Annotated in this window: 13 protein-coding genes and 1 pseudogene; all 14 read right to left on the bottom strand. The window is 43.3% G+C overall.

The window, feature by feature from the left end; genetic code table 11:
- Nucleotides 1–6: 6 nt before the first annotated feature.
- The 14 genes and pseudogenes from EAH57_RS09350 to EAH57_RS09285 all read right to left on the bottom strand — a co-directional run bounded on the left by EAH57_RS09350 (nt 7) and on the right by EAH57_RS09285 (nt 16,640).
- Nucleotides 7–282, bottom strand: coding sequence for a monovalent cation/H+ antiporter subunit F (locus EAH57_RS09350; RefSeq protein ID WP_121929823.1), 276 nt, complete (start codon nt 280–282; stop codon nt 7–9).
- A complete protein-coding gene (locus EAH57_RS09345) occupies nt 279–809 on the bottom strand; it encodes a Na+/H+ antiporter subunit E (RefSeq protein ID WP_121929822.1) in 531 nt (176 codons plus the stop codon). Before EAH57_RS09345 ends, EAH57_RS09350 begins: the two co-directional genes overlap by 4 nt.
- Nucleotides 809–2,620, bottom strand: a complete 1,812-nt coding sequence (locus EAH57_RS09340) for a monovalent cation/H+ antiporter subunit D (RefSeq protein ID WP_121929821.1) — start codon at nt 2,618–2,620, stop codon at nt 809–811. The genes EAH57_RS09345 and EAH57_RS09340 overlap by 1 nt, the downstream gene beginning before the upstream one ends.
- Complete coding sequence (locus EAH57_RS09335; RefSeq protein ID WP_121929820.1) at nt 2,620–2,988, bottom strand: Na+/H+ antiporter subunit C; 369 nt, start codon at nt 2,986–2,988, stop codon at nt 2,620–2,622. The genes EAH57_RS09340 and EAH57_RS09335 overlap by 1 nt, the downstream gene beginning before the upstream one ends.
- Nucleotide 2,989: 1 nt before the next feature.
- The gene (locus tag EAH57_RS09330) at nt 2,990–5,833 is read right to left on the bottom strand and encodes a monovalent cation/H+ antiporter subunit A (RefSeq protein ID WP_121929819.1); all 2,844 of its coding nucleotides are present in this window, start codon (nt 5,831–5,833) and stop codon (nt 2,990–2,992) included.
- A gap of 244 nt (nt 5,834–6,077) precedes the next feature.
- Nucleotides 6,078–7,460, bottom strand: coding sequence for an AAA family ATPase (locus tag EAH57_RS09325; RefSeq protein ID WP_121929818.1), 1,383 nt, complete (start codon nt 7,458–7,460; stop codon nt 6,078–6,080).
- A 24-nt stretch (nt 7,461–7,484) separates the two neighbouring features.
- Nucleotides 7,485–8,993 (bottom strand): UvrD-helicase domain-containing protein, encoded by a 1,509-nt coding sequence (locus EAH57_RS09320; protein WP_121929817.1) that lies wholly within the window; start codon nt 8,991–8,993, stop codon nt 7,485–7,487.
- Nucleotides 8,994–9,002: 9 nt separating this feature from the next.
- A complete protein-coding gene (gene hisIE / locus EAH57_RS09315; RefSeq protein WP_005194801.1) occupies nt 9,003–9,770 on the bottom strand; it encodes a bifunctional phosphoribosyl-AMP cyclohydrolase/phosphoribosyl-ATP diphosphatase HisIE in 768 nt (255 codons plus the stop codon).
- A 90-nt stretch (nt 9,771–9,860) separates the two neighbouring features.
- Nucleotides 9,861–9,946 (bottom strand): annotated as a pseudogene (locus EAH57_RS09310) (VOC family protein); the annotation flags it as partial.
- 21 nt (nt 9,947–9,967) lie between these two features.
- Entirely contained in the window at nt 9,968–11,284 is a 1,317-nt protein-coding gene (locus EAH57_RS09305; RefSeq protein ID WP_121929816.1) for an FAD-dependent oxidoreductase, read from the bottom strand.
- Nucleotides 11,285–11,524: 240 nt separating this feature from the next.
- Nucleotides 11,525–12,322, bottom strand: a complete 798-nt coding sequence (locus EAH57_RS09300) for an ABC transporter ATP-binding protein (RefSeq protein WP_121929815.1) — start codon at nt 12,320–12,322, stop codon at nt 11,525–11,527.
- Between the two features lie 14 nt (nt 12,323–12,336).
- The gene (locus tag EAH57_RS09295) at nt 12,337–13,245 is read right to left on the bottom strand and encodes an ABC transporter permease (RefSeq protein WP_121929814.1); all 909 of its coding nucleotides are present in this window, start codon (nt 13,243–13,245) and stop codon (nt 12,337–12,339) included.
- Nucleotides 13,246–13,333: 88 nt separating this feature from the next.
- Nucleotides 13,334–14,713 carry a CmpA/NrtA family ABC transporter substrate-binding protein gene (locus EAH57_RS09290; protein ID WP_121929813.1) on the bottom strand — a complete coding sequence of 460 codons (1,380 nt, stop codon included), beginning with the start codon at nt 14,711–14,713 and terminating at the stop codon, nt 13,334–13,336.
- A gap of 307 nt (nt 14,714–15,020) precedes the next feature.
- Nucleotides 15,021–16,640 (bottom strand): ABC1 kinase family protein, encoded by a 1,620-nt coding sequence (locus EAH57_RS09285; RefSeq protein WP_121929812.1) that lies wholly within the window; start codon nt 16,638–16,640, stop codon nt 15,021–15,023.
- Between the last annotated feature and the right edge of the window lie 12 nt (nt 16,641–16,652).

Here is a 16,652-nt window from a genome sequence, read left to right as displayed (position 1 = left end):
ATCTCCTTAATCAATCACATGCCCAGTTGTGAAATAACGAGCAAGTGCGACAGTCGAAACAAAACCGAGCATTGCAACCAATAAAGCACCCTCAAAGAAATTGGTGCTGACCCAATAAATACCCAACACAACGATGAGACAAGTTGCATTGAGAAATAGGGTGTCCAAGGCGAGCAGTCGGTCAATCACAGAAGGCCCAATAATCAGGCGAATGAGGCACATGAACATGGAAAAGGTAATGGCAATTAAACCGATCCCCAGTGCATAAGGTAAAATGGTCATTTTGTGGTGACTCCTTCTGCAATCTTCACATTAAAGACTTGGATTAAAGGCATTTCATAGCGCTTTTTAATCTCTTGGATATCAAGTTCAGTATCATCACAATTCAATGCATGAACCAGAATATCACCACGTTCTTGATCGATTCCTGCTGAAACAGTACCCGGTGTGGTCGTGATGATCATTGCGAGTAGTGTATTGACCTGCTCATGTTCAGTATCTAAAGGGACGCGATACCATTTAGGGCGCAACTGTTGCATCGGACCAAGCACCATTCTCGCCACTCGGAAATTTGAGATCACGATATCCCACAGCACCACAAAAAATAGCTTCATGGCGGCCGTCCAATCAATACGTGGCGTATACGCAATAAAAGGTCGGACCAAAAGCGGAATAATGACTGCCAATAAGAAAGCAAATGTAAGACTTGCTATCTCTACGCTATTGGCAAGCATTAACCAACTGAGAAAAACCAAGCAGGATACGAATGGATGTGGAAAACAACGATGAAGCAAAGCGCGTTTTTGCATTAGTGTTCCTCCATTGGCTTGAGCTGGGTTGCATTTGGACGTGTTGGTGTTTCTAGGGTCTGTTCAGCGATTTGGCGTTGCTTATATTCAGAAATATGCTCGCCTTGTAAAGTGGCTTTTGAAATGATATCTGGAATAAGCAAAGCATTATGATCACTTACTTCACCACCATATTTGGTTTCTGGTAAATAACTTGGATCATAAGGTTGTACGCTGATCGCACGACCTTGAGCATCTATTTTCAAGATTGCTTGATTATACAGAGCATGGTCTTGGATTTGCTGTGCGGTCGCAACAGTATATTGTTGAATAGGGGAGGCGAAAACCACATAAGCCATTAACCCAGCAAGCAGTATATATATCGCTTTGTCATTACGCTTTGGTGCGCGCTCAGGCAGGGCTTGATATAAAGTAAAGTTTGCCTCTTTTGGACTTTCTTCAGGTGCGCTCGCACGCCAAAACAGAATAAAACCAACACGGGTAAAGGCGATGATACTCAATAAACTCACGATCAGGACAATGGCAATGATCCAGCCTTGATAAGGACTTTCTGCAGTTGCTTGCAATATAAAGACTTTACCTAAGAAGCCACTAAATGGCGGCAGACCTGCCATCATCAGTGCAATGGTAAAATAAGTAAACGCAGCCGCTTTTTCTTGTTTCATCTTCGGTGCGACTTTCAAGTGATCCTTGAATACACCACGTTGAGAGGTGATCCAACCACAAAACAAGTAGAACGCAGCGGCAATTAAAGTACTGTGTACGATGTAATATAAGCCTGCGGCCCATGCTTGGGTATTGAACATCGCAATGGTGATGAGTAATGTTCCAATAGAGGACAACACCATAAAGCCAACAAAGCGACGTAAACGATCAGCCCCTAAAGCCCCAATCACACCATAAATCGACGTAATTAGACCGATGACCATTAAACAGTTTTTAAATATGTTTTGTGCTAATTCATCATCAAATACCGTGCCGTTCACGCGTAAAATGGCATAGATACCGACTTTGGTCATGATGGTGAAGATCGCAGCTACGGGTGTACTGGCAACGGCATAGGTCTTCGGTAGCCAAAAGCCTACAGGTAGCATTGCAGCTTTAATACCGAAAACCACGAATAGCAATAAACCACCCGCAATTGCCAGTTTATGCTGATCGCCATCTAAAGTTGGAACCAGACGACCTACATCCGCCATATTTAAGCTACCAACACTGCCATAAATCATGCCTAAGCCGACAAGGAATAATGCTGAAGCCAGTAAGTTGATGGTGACGTAATGTATGCCTAACTGAAAGCGTTGACGACCTTGACCATGTAAAAGAAGGACATAAGAAGCCAACAATAAGATTTCAAAGAATACAAATAGGTTAAATAAATCGCCTGTTAAGAATGCGCCTGTGATACCCATCAATAAGAAATGAAACATCACGTGAAAATAGCGACCACGTGTGTCCCAGTTATGACTGGCATACCAAAGTACAGGCACTGCCAGTGCATAGGTCAAGACCAACATAAATGCGGATAAACGATCAAGTACCAATACGATACCAAATGGTGCAGACCATTCAGCCAACTGGTAAACCGTAATTTGACCTGTACTTGCGATTGCTAGATAGCTCACCGCAGTGACTAAGCCTAAAACGACGGAGGTGAGACTGATCCCACGTCGCCAAGGTTGGCGCCAGTCTTGTTTTAACGCCCCCGCACCGGGATTACCCAATATCAATAATATAAAACTAGTAAATGCTGGAATTAAAATACTAAGAATTGGAGCATGAGTCTGCCAAAAGTGGTAGAAATCAAACATTATGGCTCATCCTCACGTGGGTCATAAGTCAAGGTTGGATCTTCTTTTGAGTCGACATGATCTGTGCCTGACTCGTAACGACTGCGCAATGCCAGTTGTACGATAAATGCGGTGGTGGCAAAACCAATCACAATCGCGGTCAGTACCAATGCTTGAGGTAATGGGTCAGACACTTTAGTCGTTTCAGTCAGTACGGCAGGTGCGTTGACTTGGGTTCGCCCCATCGCAAACAAAAATAAATTTACGGCATAGCCAATCATGACCAGTCCGAGTACCACAGGGAATGTTCTGGCACGTAGAATTAAATAAATGCCTGTCGCAGTCAGTAAACCAATACCAGAAGCGAGTAAAAATTCAATACTGAGCATATTATTTGTCTCCACTTGGGATTGGTCCCGTCATACCTGAGTGACGTGAGTCACCTAAGACCGAAATCAACAACATGGTTGCACCCACGACGGTAATGTAGACCCCTAAGTCAAATGGCAATGCAGAAGCTAAATGCATTTTTCCAATCAGAGGAGGCTCTATGTAGATATGTGCGCTGGTGAGGAATGGGCGTGCCCAGAACCAAGCGCCAACACCAGTTAAACCTGCAATCATTAAGCCTGAACCAATACAAATTTCGTATAAACGACCCGACTTGGCTTTAATTATTCTTTCGGCTTGATCTTGTCCCAAGGCAATATACTGAATGATCAGCGCCATTGCAGTGACTAGACCTGCGATAAAACCGCCACCTGGATAGTTATGTCCACGGAGGAAAATATAAATACTGATCACAAGTGCGATCGGTAATACCCAAGAAGCAGCGATACGTAACATCAAGGGAGATGGATTAAAACGATAGGTTAATCCTTGGGTCACCGTAGTGCCATGCGTACGCATACCGTCCATCAAGCACAGTGCGCCAATGGCAGCAATCCCAAGCACCACAATTTCACCGAAAGTATCAAAGCCACGGAAGTCAACCAAAATGACATTGACCACATTTGAACCGCCACCCAAGGGGATGGATTGCTGCAAGAAGAACCATGAAATTGAATTATGGTCTCGACTCAGGATTAGCCATGTGATCCAGCCAATTCCTAGACCACCTGCAATCGCAAGACTGGCATCGCGCCAACGATGCGGGCGCGATGATTCGTAAGGTGTAAGTTGTGGCAGTAAAGACAAACTCATTAACAATAAAATGGTGGTCACCACATCTACAGTGATTTGCGTCAGCGCCAAATCAGGTGCCGATAAAGCCACGAAGGTCATGGTCACGACTAAACCGACTGCGCCGCTAATCAAGATGGCTTTGATTCGTTCATGATGGAACCAAAGCATCATCCAGCAGCCAGAGAACAATGTGAGCCAAAGTACAATGGCAATCCAAGGTGCATGTGTCAGTTCACGTGTACCTGTGGTTAAACCTTGATTGAAGAGGGGTAAAGCCACCATGAAGATGCTAAACAGCACAATTAAAAATAAGTAGTGCTGTAAAGAGCCATTTTCAGTGCGTTGTTTTATTTTGCGACTGATCAGTAATAAGTGTTTAAGGAACAGTTCAAATAAGATTTTGCCCTGAAATTTGCCAAGATGAGGATCGAGATCAATTTTACGGATACGACCATCTTTAGCCAGTGCGAAGTAAAATATTGTACCGCCCACCAAGGCAATCAGACTCATGATTAATGGTGCGTTAACGCCATGCCAAATGGCCAAATGTGTTCCAACAAAGTCTGGCTGTGCCAAACTGGCACGAGTTACACTGTTGACAAATGTTTCAGCCAATAGTGCTGGGAAAATACCCACCAAAATACACAAGGCTGCAAGAATAATGGCAGGCATACGCATGCCTAAGTGTGGTTCATGCGCATCTTTGTGAGGAACCTGTTTACCCACTTCGCCATCAAAAAATACGCCATGGACTAAGCGGATTGAATAACTCACCGCAAAGATACCGGCTAAAGTCGCCACAATTGCGGAAGCAATCATGACAGGACCAGATAGATTTACCAGCAACTCAGTAAAGAACATTTCTTTAGAGAGGAAACCATTGGTGAGAGGGACACCTGCCATTGAAGCGGCAGTGATCATGGTGAGCGTGGCTGTGAATGGTAACAGTTGCCAAATGCCACTTAGCTTACGTAAATCGCGTGTTCCAGTCTCATGGTCAATAATGCCTGCAATCATAAACAATGCGGCTTTAAAGGTTGCATGGTTAATGATATGAAAAATTGCCGCTGCAACTGCAAGCGGAGAACCGATACCGAGTAGGCAAACGATCAAACCTAAATGACTGATGGTCGAATAAGCCAACAGCCCTTTGAGATCTTCTTTGAAAATGGCAAAACCTGCTGCCATACACAAGGTAAACAGACCAACAAAGGTCACGATGTTGTGATACAGCGCAGCACCAATAAAGATCGGCGCTAAACGAGCCAGCAAGAAAATCCCTGCTTTAACCATCGTGGCTGAGTGTAGGTAGGCAGAAACTGGTGTAGGTGCTGCCATGGCATTCGGAAGCCAAAAGTGAAATGGAAACTGCGCACTTTTGGTAAATGCACCGAGTAAAATCAACAGTAACGTGGGGACAAAAAGCTCATGCTGTTGAATGATATCTTTCATCTGCACCAGTTGGTCGATCTCGTATGTTCCGGTGATTTGTCCAAGCAGGACAAAACCACCCAGCATCGCAAGGCCACCTAAGCCTGTTATGGTGAGCGCCATACGTGCACCGCGTTGCGCTGCATCGTAATTGCTCCAATAACCTACCAGCAGGAAGGATGAAATACTGGTCAGTTCCCAAAATACGAGTAATAAAATGAGGTTGTTAGAAAATGAAATACCGAGCATCGCCGCCATAAACAGCATCAGTAACTGATACAGTTTAGTCAGCGAATTTTTAGGGCTTAGATAATAATAAGCATAAATATAAATTAGGGTACCGATACCGCTAATCAGTAGACCAAATAATAGACCTAAGGCATCAAGGCGGAAACTTAGATTGATTCCAAGTTGTGGTAGCCAATCCCAGCTTTGTTGCAGGGTATTGCCTTGAAGAATGGTAGGCGCCTGGGTTAATAATAAAATAAAACAACTCAGACTGATGCCAATCGCCCCAAGTGCCGTCATGCCACGTGAGATACGTTGCAATTGTGGGATTAGGGTGGTGCCGAGTATGAGCGGTAATAGGATAATAATCGGTAGCACACTGGTATCCATGTCGATGATGTAGGTCGAAAACCTAAAGTGAAATTTATTCAAGACTCACAGGCGCGCAAAGAGAACGCCAAAGCTTTAAATCTTGAAGCCCAATCAAGTTAATAGAGCAGTAAGTTGTATTGCGCAACTTAGTAATAAAAAGCGATTTATTTTACTACAAAAACAATAAAAAAGATTGGCTTATTACATGAAAAACACAGATCAAAACCTCAAAAGAGCTGGGTGCTGTTATTCGCTTGGCAGGCTATAAAGCACTTTTTTGTGGGGTATCATCAATTTTAAGTAAGTCTAATAACTCATTTTTTTCTTGTGGACTAAGTTCTTGTATCTGATTGAATAATTCATCAACTCTACGCGACAAGGTCTCTGACTCAACTAAGTCGGGGCTTTGCAGTTCAGTATCCTCTTCTGTCTGTGAAAGTTCACTATATAGTTCAGACAGTTGTTGTTGTGATTGCTCTAGATTGATTTCAAAAATCTCTTTTGAGTCTAAGCGTAAACATTGATAGTGGAGTGCATGCTCGAGGAGTTCGTCGCGGTTGCCTGTCACGATGATTTGTAGGCGAGGGAAGGCGTGATGTAAGCGCTCAAGAATTTCTGCACACATGACTTGATCGAGTTGTGCATCGATTTGGTCAATCAATAAGACACCTTCGCCCTCTAAACAGGGGTCAAAGCAATGTTGATTGAGTAAGCATAAACGACGACTGATGTCTCCAACCAGCGCGATCCATGTTTTTTGTGATGTGGAAAGTTGCTGGAATGGGATCAATTGCTCTTGATAGCGCACGATGAGCTGTAGCTTTGGTACATATTGAATATAAATATCATCCAGTTCGGGAAACACGGTATTCAAGCTTTTTTTCAATGCATACAGATTGGGTGCGGAGAGCTGTTTAGGATGGTTGAGCAGTTCTTGTTGTAGTTCTTGCAATATTTCAGATTGGTTTTGTTGATTAAAATCATTGCCCATCAAACGTCTGACGATATGCGCTGAATGGGCATTTTCGACATCACTAATCTCACGTAACCATTCAAAAAAACGAGTAAAGGTTGTGTAAGGAATCGCGGTTAGGTCATAGGCTGAGTTTTTTTGTAAAACGCCAGGCACATTTTTACTTTGTAAGTTGATGTCTTGGACAAAGCGTTCGGCAGGGTAATAGGCGATCAGAGGAAGACCAAATAAGGGATCTTGGAGAATGGTTTTTTGATACAAACTTACCATTTGATCGAGTTGTTGCGTCTCAACCTGACTGATTCCGACACCTTGATTATTAAAGGTTTTAAATAACTTCCAGACGCAGCTTTGGGTGTTTTTTTGTTGAGCCGAGCTACTTTCTGTTAAGACATTGTTGAGCTCACTGCTGATACGCACTTGGGTCTGAATTTTGGCTTGTAAGCACTTCAGCATAATATCTTGATCTGAGATGACCACGCCAGCGGTTCTGATATCTTTGTATCGCGCTGAGAACCAAGACAGTGCCTGATAGATGTTTTTTATAACTGTGGTTTTGCCTGTCGCTTGATCGCCTAGGATCAGGGTGATGGGATGCCGTTCAGGTTGAAACTCAATACGAAGGTCTCGAAACATGCCCACATGTCTAAATTGAACCGATTCAAGTTGCATAAGCTTACCTCGATCATGAGCGCTTTAACCTGCGGTTTTTTGAAGGCTTGGGGGAGCGCATCGTTTTAGTTTTAATTGTTGTATTAAGTCAAAAAGATGATGGATATTTAAACTTACTTTAGCACGAGTGCAGGCCACGTAAAGTAATCTTAATTCTTCATCTGTAATTTTATGTTCAAGTCCGTTTATTTTAAATTGGTAATCATCTTCGATATGCACACGGTTCCATTCTAGACCTTTGGCTTTATGCGCAGTTGAAATCACATAATCCGCTTGTTCAATTGGGGTGATTTTGGCCAATGCTCTTTTCAATGGATCTGTACCATGTTCATCAACCAATTTAACTAAAGGTTTGATGTCACTACCATCATTGGTTTCACAGTACTCATGCACATCATGCCAAGAGTTAAACCAAGCCAATTCTGGAACATCGACGATACGCTTGCCTTGTTTGAGGAGACTAGCTGCATCCACAAAACGACTCAGTTTTTGATGATCAGCTTGCAAACCGACTTTATCACCATGAACTAAACCAGCCAGTAACAATTCCATCGCACGGGCATTGGTGCGACATAGTATTGCATCACGCATTTTGGTATGTGGTTTATTTACCACACTCGATTTGACATTGGGGTTGCCTAGAAGCGGTACGGTTTCATTCAATGCACCCAATAAACTATTGGCCACATCTGCAATCGCATCACCAAAACGAAAGGAGGTGGTTAAACGACTTTCAGGCAGTGGCATTTGCTGCATGGCATTGATTGCGCCACGCCACGCATAGATTTGTTGATGCGCATCGCCGACATAAATCACTTGGGTACTTTTCTGTCGCAACAAAATACCGAGCATCAGTGGATCAGCATCTTGTGCTTCGTCAAACAGCACATAATCCGTTGGAATATTGGGTTCTGACAACGCCCACAATTTGAGGTAAATGTCATGCCCAATGCCAGCCTGATGATTGGGATCAATCGACTCTAGCCAGCGACGTTCAACCGCAGGATAAAGATGTTGCTGTAAGGATTCGATATCATCTTGATGCAGCCAACTTGGTGCTTGTATATGACGTGGCGCAGGGTATTGCGAACTGGTCGAGCAAAAATAACTGACGGTATTGGACACTAAACTGGCAAGCCGACTTGGCATCAATACATATTTTTCATAGCGTCCGCCCATTAAGCGTCGCAAGGTAATTGGTTCTAAGCGATATTCTTTGGCGATAAAACTCGGACTTAAACGCGGTAAGCGTAATTTGTCAGTGATGCCACGTGGAACACTGCGAAATGCCAGCGAGTGAAAAGTACGACAATTGACATTGCCATGAAATTTACTCTGCGCCTCAGTGGCAATCGCTTTATTAAACGCCAAATACATACCACGCCGCTCAGGCATGGCATCACTGATCATTTGTAAGGTTGTGGTTTTACCTGTGCCAGCATAAGCAATCACTTTAAATGATTGTCCTAAACGAGCATTATCTATGGCAACTGCTTGCTCATAGGTGGCTTTGGGTTTTTCGATATTTGACACAGGTTTGGATTACGCCTCTTTGCTACGGTTTGCTTTTTCAACTAAACCTGATAAACCTTGACGGCGTGCTAACTCATCTAAAACCACTTGTGGATCAAGATCGAAGTAACCGAGCATGACGATACTATGGAACCATAAGTCAGCCACTTCATAAATCAGATCGTGTTTATTTTCCAAAGAAGCATGCACTGCATAATCTTTAGCGGCGATGATCGTTTCGACACTTTCTTCACCGACTTTTTCTAAAATCTTATTGATGCCTTTTTTATAAAGGCTTGCGATATACGAGTTATCTGCTTCTGCTTTTTTGCGTTGTTGCATCAAACGACCTAAATAGTCGAGTACATCGACTTGCTCACTTTGAACATGATCGTGAGTGTCTGTTTTTGCAGATGTGCCGTAAATCGCAGTGGGATCTTTCAGTTGTGCATCAACGGTTTCCCAGCCTTGCGGGGTGAGTTTGCGATAGAAGCAAGATTCACGCCCCGTATGACAGGCAATACCGCCATGTTGTTCGATTTGTAGAATGATGACATCTGCATCACAATCCAGACGAATTTCATGCACCGTTTGGAAATGACCTGATTCTTCGCCTTTGTGCCATAGTTTTTGGCGTGAACGTGAGTAATACACCGCTTGGTTTTTTTCTGCGGTGAGTTGTAAAGCCTCACGATTCATCCACGCAACCATTAACACTCGACCAGTTTGATGATGTTGTGCAATGGCAGGAACAAGACCATTGGAATCAAATTTAACTTCATCTAACCAGTTTGACATGAGTGAAATCCATTGAGTGGAGAGCAGCTAGTTTAGCCTGTGTGGCTAGGGTTGGCTATGCTTGTTGGTTAAAAAATCAATGATGGATAATTAAAGGTGGTTCGAGATCTCAATCAAATTCTGATCTGGGTCACGTAAATAAATCGATAAATTTTCCCCATTGACCCAGTCCGTTCTGACTGAACTCCTTTTTGATGTTAGTCATATTCAGGCAACGATTGATTGTTTTGAAGCAATGCATTTTCATTTTGTTGATATGCAGCAATTTGTTGATAGCTCATTTGCTGAAATAAACCCGTTTTTAAACCTGAAATGGTCATCGCCATTTCCTTACGAAAATAGGGAATCTGATACATCCAAGGAAAAGTAAGGTCACGTAAGCTGCCTGCCCACCAATGATTGGATTGATAAAGGGGTGTCAGTAAACGGCTAAGGAACTGATAAAACTGGGTTGAAGAATGACGATGCTGATGATAATGCTGCCACAGCACTGCCCAATCTATTTGCTGGTTTTTCTTGGCACGTTGTACGGATTGTGAAAAAGCCCACGCATCTAACAGTGCCATATTGGCACCTTGCCCTAATTGTGGACTCATGGCATGTGCGGCATCACCAATCACCCCAATTCGTCCTTGCCCATATTGCGACATCACCACATCACGGTATTGTGCGGATAACCATTGTGGTTGGATTTGTTCATCGTACACAATCTGTTTCAGCCATTCTGCGACATCAGGCCAGCGATCTGACACTTGTTGTAGCCATTGCTGTTTTGCTTGTTCATTTTTTAAAAAGGATTGTAACTGTGGCGTTGGCAGACTCCAAAATACGCTGGAAAGCCGTTGCTGCGGTGCAGAGGGGATTGCACCTGTGGGTAGAACACCCATCATGATTTTTGAGCGATCATAAAACTGATGCAAAATTTCAGGACTCAGAGTCAAGCATTCAGGTACGATGCTCCACGCTGCGCCCCACGGATATGCTTGATCGACTTTCACCCATTGTTTAGGTCGTAGTTGACTACGTGCACCATTGGCAATCAATACCGCATCAAAACAGTCATCAAAATTATGTTGTTTGGATGAGCCAAATAATCGAACTTCATTTTGTCGTTCTTCAATTCTTTCAATGCTGTGACTCATCCGCCATGTCACTTGATTTGAGTATTCAGCCAGTTTTTGCATGAGCACGTGACAAAGAGTGGCGCGATGAATGCCTAGACCATAGAGCTTTGGAGCAGCTTGCTGGTAATGGCTATTGACCAAAAGTCGTTTATTGGGGAGTTGTCCTTCTAAGCCTGTGACTTTCGCTCCAAGCTGTAAGGCATGCTCAAGTACACCGAGATGTTCAAAGACCGCCAAACCAACAGGTTGTAACAGTAAGCCAGCCCCGACAGGTGATAATTCATCGACTTGTTCAAAAATGGTGACCTGATTGCCTTCGCGTGCAAGTAGAATTGCGGTTGCGAGTCCTGCTGTACCTGCGCCAATAATCGCAAAATGGGGTATCTTCATATTATTTTTGAATGAATATTTTCCATCATCATGTTCTTTTGTATAAGAACACAGATATCTCTATATCATTGTTAAGTCATTATATCGTTTAAGCATAATACTTTGTTTTATAGACAAATCAAACTTGACGTTGGTGATCATAGGGGCAAAAGCGCCCTGAGAGCGTTTTTGGAAACGCTCTTGCAGGTTTAGCTTTTGAAGGAAGTATCGGAAGCCGATTCATGGATTGCTTAACAGAACTTAAGCCTCGACATGTTTGTGTTTGTGATGCAAGAACGCCAGCACCTCACCCCGATAATGATTGAATTGTGCATCTTCAGTCAAAGCAAGGCGATCACGAGGGCGAGGCAGATCAACCGTCAAGATTTCACCAATGGTCGCAGCAGGTCCATTGGTCATCATCACAATGCGGTCAGATAACAATACTGCCTCATCGACATCATGGGTAATCATGATCATGGTGTTATTCAGCTCTGCCTGAATTTGCATTAATGCATCTTGTAGCGTGCAGCGTGTGAGCGAATCTAAAGCGCCAAATGGTTCATCGAGTAATAAAACTTTAGGTTTCATTGCCAGTGCACGCCCAATCCCAATCCGTTGTTTCATTCCCCCTGAAATTTCACTCGGTAATTTATCTTTGGCATGCAGCATATTGACTTGGTTTAGATTGTGAATAATCCAGTCATGACGTTCGGCTTTGCTCATTTGCGTTTTAAACACAGAATTGACTGCAAGTTCAATATTTTCATAGCAACTTAGCCACGGGAGTAGTGAGTGATTCTGAAATACCACTGCACGATCACTACTTGGCGTATTGACTTCTTTGCCATCCAGTAACACCACGCCTTGCGTAGCTTGGTATAGACCAGCAACGATATTTAAAACAGTTGATTTCCCGCAACCAGAATGTCCAATTAATGAAACAAACTCACCTTGATGAATATCGAGATGGATATTCTGTAAAGCGGTAAAAGTTCCACCGCTGTCTTTTTCAAACACCATATCGAGATGTTGTAAAGAAAGATAGGCTGTACTCATATGTCTATTCCTTATTAGCGAGCGGCAAGAGATTTATCCCAGCTAAAACGGTGTTGTAGCATGAGCATTATTCGATCAAGCGCAAAACCAATCAAACCAATGGTGATGACGGCAACGAAAATTCGTGAAGTTGATAGGCTGCTGCCATTTTGAAATTCATCCCAAACAAATTTTCCTAAGCCAGGATTTTGGGCGAGCATTTCAGCCGCAATCAAGACCATCCAACCCACCCCGACAGACAGGCGTAAACCTGTAAATATCATTGGGATAACTGCAGGCAATACAATTTTGGTGAGGTGGGTGTACCAAGAGAGATTCAGTACTTTACTGACATTGATAAAGTCTTGGCTGATTTGTCCTACGCCGACCATGGTATTAATCAGGGTAGGCCAGATGGTACACATCGCGACGGTAATGGCTGAAATGACAAATGATTTAGATAGCCCCTCGACTGGATTTACATATAAGGACGCAACCAATAAACTCACAATCGGTAACCATGCTAATGGACTAATCGGTTTGAAAATCTGAATAAGTGGATTTAAAGCACGATAAAAATTAGGACTTAGGCCACAGAGTAAACCCACTGGAATGGCAATCATTGAAGAGATCAGGCAGGCGGTTAGCACCGTTTTTAAACTTGTCAGAATCTGATCAAAAAAAGTCGGAGGACCACTAAATATGGCGGTCGATCCTTCGGGTAAATTGGCATAAAAGCTTTTTGCAGCTTCTCGCTGATTGAAAAACTCAGCCATTAGACCTTTAAAGGCATTAAACACTTCCACAGGGTCGGGTAGGTTGCCAATATTGGTTTGAATCTGTTGTGATGCACCTTGCCAAACCCCTAAAAATACAAGAATTGCAATCATCGGCAAGATGACGCTTAATACAGAATGACGTGCTTTTATTGATAGTTTTTTCATGAAAATTCCCCCTATAACATCAATATAATCTTGGCTGGATAAGTGAGCCTTTCAAACCAGGCATCACTTATCCCATGTTCGTAGAGAGTTATTTCAAACCAATTTTAAAGGATGCCAAGAAAGCATTGGGTTGATTTGCATCAAAAGTAACACCATCCAAAGCACTGGTTTCTGGTGCTTTGATATAGGTCGCGGTGCTGAGGTCAGGGAAATCTTCTGCCTTCATTTTGCCTTCAGCGATCAGTTCTTTGGCTGCTTGCGCATAGATTTCTGGTTGATAGGCTTTTTTCGCCATATCTAAATACCATTGATCTGGCTTGGTTTCAGGCACATGTCCCCAACGACGCATTTGTGTTAACCACCAGACTGCATCTGAATAATACGGAATGCCGTATTGACCTTTATAGAAGGTATTGAAATTTGGTACGGGGCGCTTATCACCTGCTTCAAATTCAAAGGTTCCTGTCATACTGTTGGCAATCACAGCTTCATCCGCGCCGACATAGTTCGGTCTTGAAATGATTTTGACCGCTTCAGCACGATTGGCATTATTGTCTTGATCTAACCAGTAAGATGCGCGAATTAATGCTTTGACGACTTTTATGGTTGTTGTTGGGTTTTTCTCGGCAAAGTCTTTGGTCATTCCAAAAACCTTATCTGTTCCGTCTTTCCACATCTGGTCAGAGGTGGCTACGGGAACGCCAATTTTTTTAAACACGGCTTGTTGGTTCCACGGTTCACCAACGCAATAGCCCATCGTCGTTCCTGCTTCCATGGTGGCAACCATTTGTGGTGGGGGCACTACTGAGAGCATCACATCTGCACCTTTATTGCCTGAAGTATCGCTTGCATCGTATACGCCCGGATTGACACCACCTGCCGCAAGCCAATAGCGCATCATGTAGTTATGTGTACCCACTGGAAATGTCATACCCAAATTAAAGGGCTTACCCGCAGCTTTTGATTCATTTGCGGCCACTTTTAATGCCTCAGCACTAATCGGGTGCTTCGGCTTACCATTTTCCATGCTTAGGTTCGGCTTCATTTTTTGCCAAACTGAATTTGATACGGTGATGCCTGCACCATTATAGGAAAGCGTAAATGGGGCAATGATTTCTTTATTTCCAGTAATGCCTGTCATCGAGCCTAGTGGCATCGCTGCGAGCATATGCGCGCCGTCTAATTCCCCACCAGCAACACGGTCATAGAGAACTTTCCAATTTGATTGTGCTTCAAGTTGCACATTTAATCCTTCATCTTGGAAATAGCCTTTTTCATGGGCAATTGCTAAAGGCACCATATCGGTGAGTTTAATAAATCCAAGTTTGAGATTGGTTTTTTCAGCCTCGGTTGCTGTGTTTGAAGATGCATTCGTTGCAGTTTCAGGTTTTTTACCACATCCGCTCAGCGATAATACCGCGGCAGTCATACACATCATTAAACATGTTGATTTGACTAAATGTGACATAATCGTTAGACCCCTATTCAGATTGTCTCTTGGCCATTAGCCAGATGATTTATGCTGATCAATATTTTATTTATGCGAGCGAGAGGTGAGAGATGGAGGCTGTAGGGTAAAGCAGATAAAAAGATGACAGCGCCCTTCCACCACTCAATCCATATGTAATTTATGGAGCAAGCAGTTTTACGAGCGTCATTGGCCGTGAATTAAAAAATCATCTTTGATTTTTATAATTATGAAATAGCAACTTGTATGCCAAATAATCAAATGATGAAAATTAATGTTGCAGTGAGGGTATTGGTGAATATCTAGATTATTTGATCACCCGCCAAAATGCGAGAAGTCCACTCAGTACGATTAAGATAACTGAGATTAACCACGGACTAATAATCGCAATGGTGAGCAAAATCAACATACTACTGCCGAACATCCAACTACGGCGCTGCTGCTGTTGCATTTGTAAGCGCATTTGTTGAATTTCTTTGAGCTGTTTGTCATGCCATGCAGATTGGTTTTTTAAACCATTTAGACTATCAATAAGTAGGCTTGGCAAATCTTGAGCGCCCAATAATAGGTCGGGAATCTGCTGGCCAAGCTCTTTCATATTTTTGACTGGATTCATATTGGCTTTGACCCATTCGGTCAAAATCGGTTTGGCCAGCTTCCAGATGTCGAGTTGAGGATAAAGATCCGTACCTAAGCCTTCAACATGAACCAGTGTTTTGAGGAGTAACATCAACTGCGGTGGAATTTCCAAGTGGAAACGACGCGCAATGTCCATGACTTGAATTAAAATCCCGGCGAAGTCGAGCTGATCCATGGGTTTAGAGACCATTGGTCCAACGGTGCGGCGCATCTCGCGAGACAATGCATCTTGATCTGTACCCGGTGGAATCCAGCCCGCTTGATGCACGATTTGAACCAACTGCATAAAGTTGCTGTTCATCACCGCAAGTAACATTCGTGCAATGGTCATTTGATCATGTTTTGACAACTCACCCATGATCGCGCAGTCCAACGCGATAAAGCGAGGATTGTTTGGGTTAATGGTTTCAACAAAGACATTACCCGGATGCATGTCGGCGTGGAAGAAGTTGTCACGGAACACTTGGGTAAAGAAAATGGTTAAGCCTTTTTCTGCCAGATCAGCACGATCCATGCCTAAACGGTCAAAGGTCGCGATATCAGAAATCGGTACGCCTGTGATGCGCTCAGCCACCATCACGTCTTTACTGTCCATATAGACTTCAGGCACATACATCATGCTTGAACCAGTAAAGTAATGGCGCATACGACGGGTATTGTCGGCCTCAAGACTGAGATCAAGTTCATTTAAAATGATCTGACGGTAGTCCTGAATAATTTCAGATAAATGTAGGGCGCGTGCCGCTTCTAAACGATTTTCCAACCAATCCCCGAGCCAAGCGAGGATTTCAAAGTCTTGTAAAATTTGATTGCGGATATCAGGACGAGTGACTTTAACCACCACTTCACGACCATCATGCAGTGCGGCGGTATGTACTTGTGCAATCGACGCAGCAGCAAGCGGTTGTTCATCAAAACGAGAGAACAAGGTGGAAACATCTGCTTTTAATGATTCCTGAATCCGTTGTTTTGCCAGTTGTACATCAAACGGTTTAACCTGATCTTGCAATAACACCAATTGCGATAAAATTTCAGGTGGAATCAGATCACGACGGGTAGAGAGGAGTTGCCCCAGCTTAATTGCCAAAGGCCCCATATCTTCTAAGGCTTCTTTGAGCTTAAGTGGATTCTTTTTCTCACGACTCGACCATGCAGCAGGATGTGTTTTAATCACATTTAAGACATGACGGGCTTTTACAGGTAATTCTTCCGCGGGGAACAAGGTGTCGAGCCGATAATGTGCTGCGATCTGCCAAAGTTCAAATAACCGTTTAATATGCGGAATCATATACAGTCTTAC

The sequence above is a fragment of the Acinetobacter sp. 2JN-4 genome (genome assembly GCF_003687745.1).
GTDB lineage: Bacteria > Pseudomonadota > Gammaproteobacteria > Pseudomonadales > Moraxellaceae > Acinetobacter > Acinetobacter halotolerans.
The sequence above is the reverse complement of the archived record's forward strand: the minus strand, read 5'-3'. Positions and strand labels throughout refer to the sequence as shown.

What these genes read in the sequence shown, in the direction of transcription:
- EAH57_RS09350 (WP_121929823.1), bottom strand. Translation starts at nt 282, where the DNA reads ATGACCATTTTACCTTATGCACTGGGGATCGGTTTAATTGCCATTACC.
- EAH57_RS09345 (WP_121929822.1), bottom strand. Translation starts at nt 809, where the DNA reads ATGCAAAAACGCGCTTTGCTTCATCGTTGTTTTCCACATCCATTCGTA.
- EAH57_RS09340 (WP_121929821.1), bottom strand. Translation starts at nt 2,620, where the DNA reads ATGTTTGATTTCTACCACTTTTGGCAGACTCATGCTCCAATTCTTAGT.
- EAH57_RS09335 (WP_121929820.1), bottom strand. Translation starts at nt 2,988, where the DNA reads ATGCTCAGTATTGAATTTTTACTCGCTTCTGGTATTGGTTTACTGACT.
- EAH57_RS09330 (WP_121929819.1), bottom strand. Translation starts at nt 5,833, where the DNA reads ATGGATACCAGTGTGCTACCGATTATTATCCTATTACCGCTCATACTC.
- EAH57_RS09325 (WP_121929818.1), bottom strand. Translation starts at nt 7,460, where the DNA reads ATGCAACTTGAATCGGTTCAATTTAGACATGTGGGCATGTTTCGAGAC.
- hisIE (WP_005194801.1), bottom strand. Translation starts at nt 9,770, where the DNA reads ATGTCAAACTGGTTAGATGAAGTTAAATTTGATTCCAATGGTCTTGTT.
- EAH57_RS09305 (WP_121929816.1), bottom strand. Translation starts at nt 11,284, where the DNA reads ATGAAGATACCCCATTTTGCGATTATTGGCGCAGGTACAGCAGGACTC.
- EAH57_RS09300 (WP_121929815.1), bottom strand. Translation starts at nt 12,322, where the DNA reads ATGAGTACAGCCTATCTTTCTTTACAACATCTCGATATGGTGTTTGAA.
- EAH57_RS09295 (WP_121929814.1), bottom strand. Translation starts at nt 13,245, where the DNA reads ATGAAAAAACTATCAATAAAAGCACGTCATTCTGTATTAAGCGTCATC.
- EAH57_RS09290 (WP_121929813.1), bottom strand. Translation starts at nt 14,713, where the DNA reads ATGTCACATTTAGTCAAATCAACATGTTTAATGATGTGTATGACTGCC.
- EAH57_RS09285 (WP_121929812.1), bottom strand. Translation starts at nt 16,640, where the DNA reads ATGATTCCGCATATTAAACGGTTATTTGAACTTTGGCAGATCGCAGCA.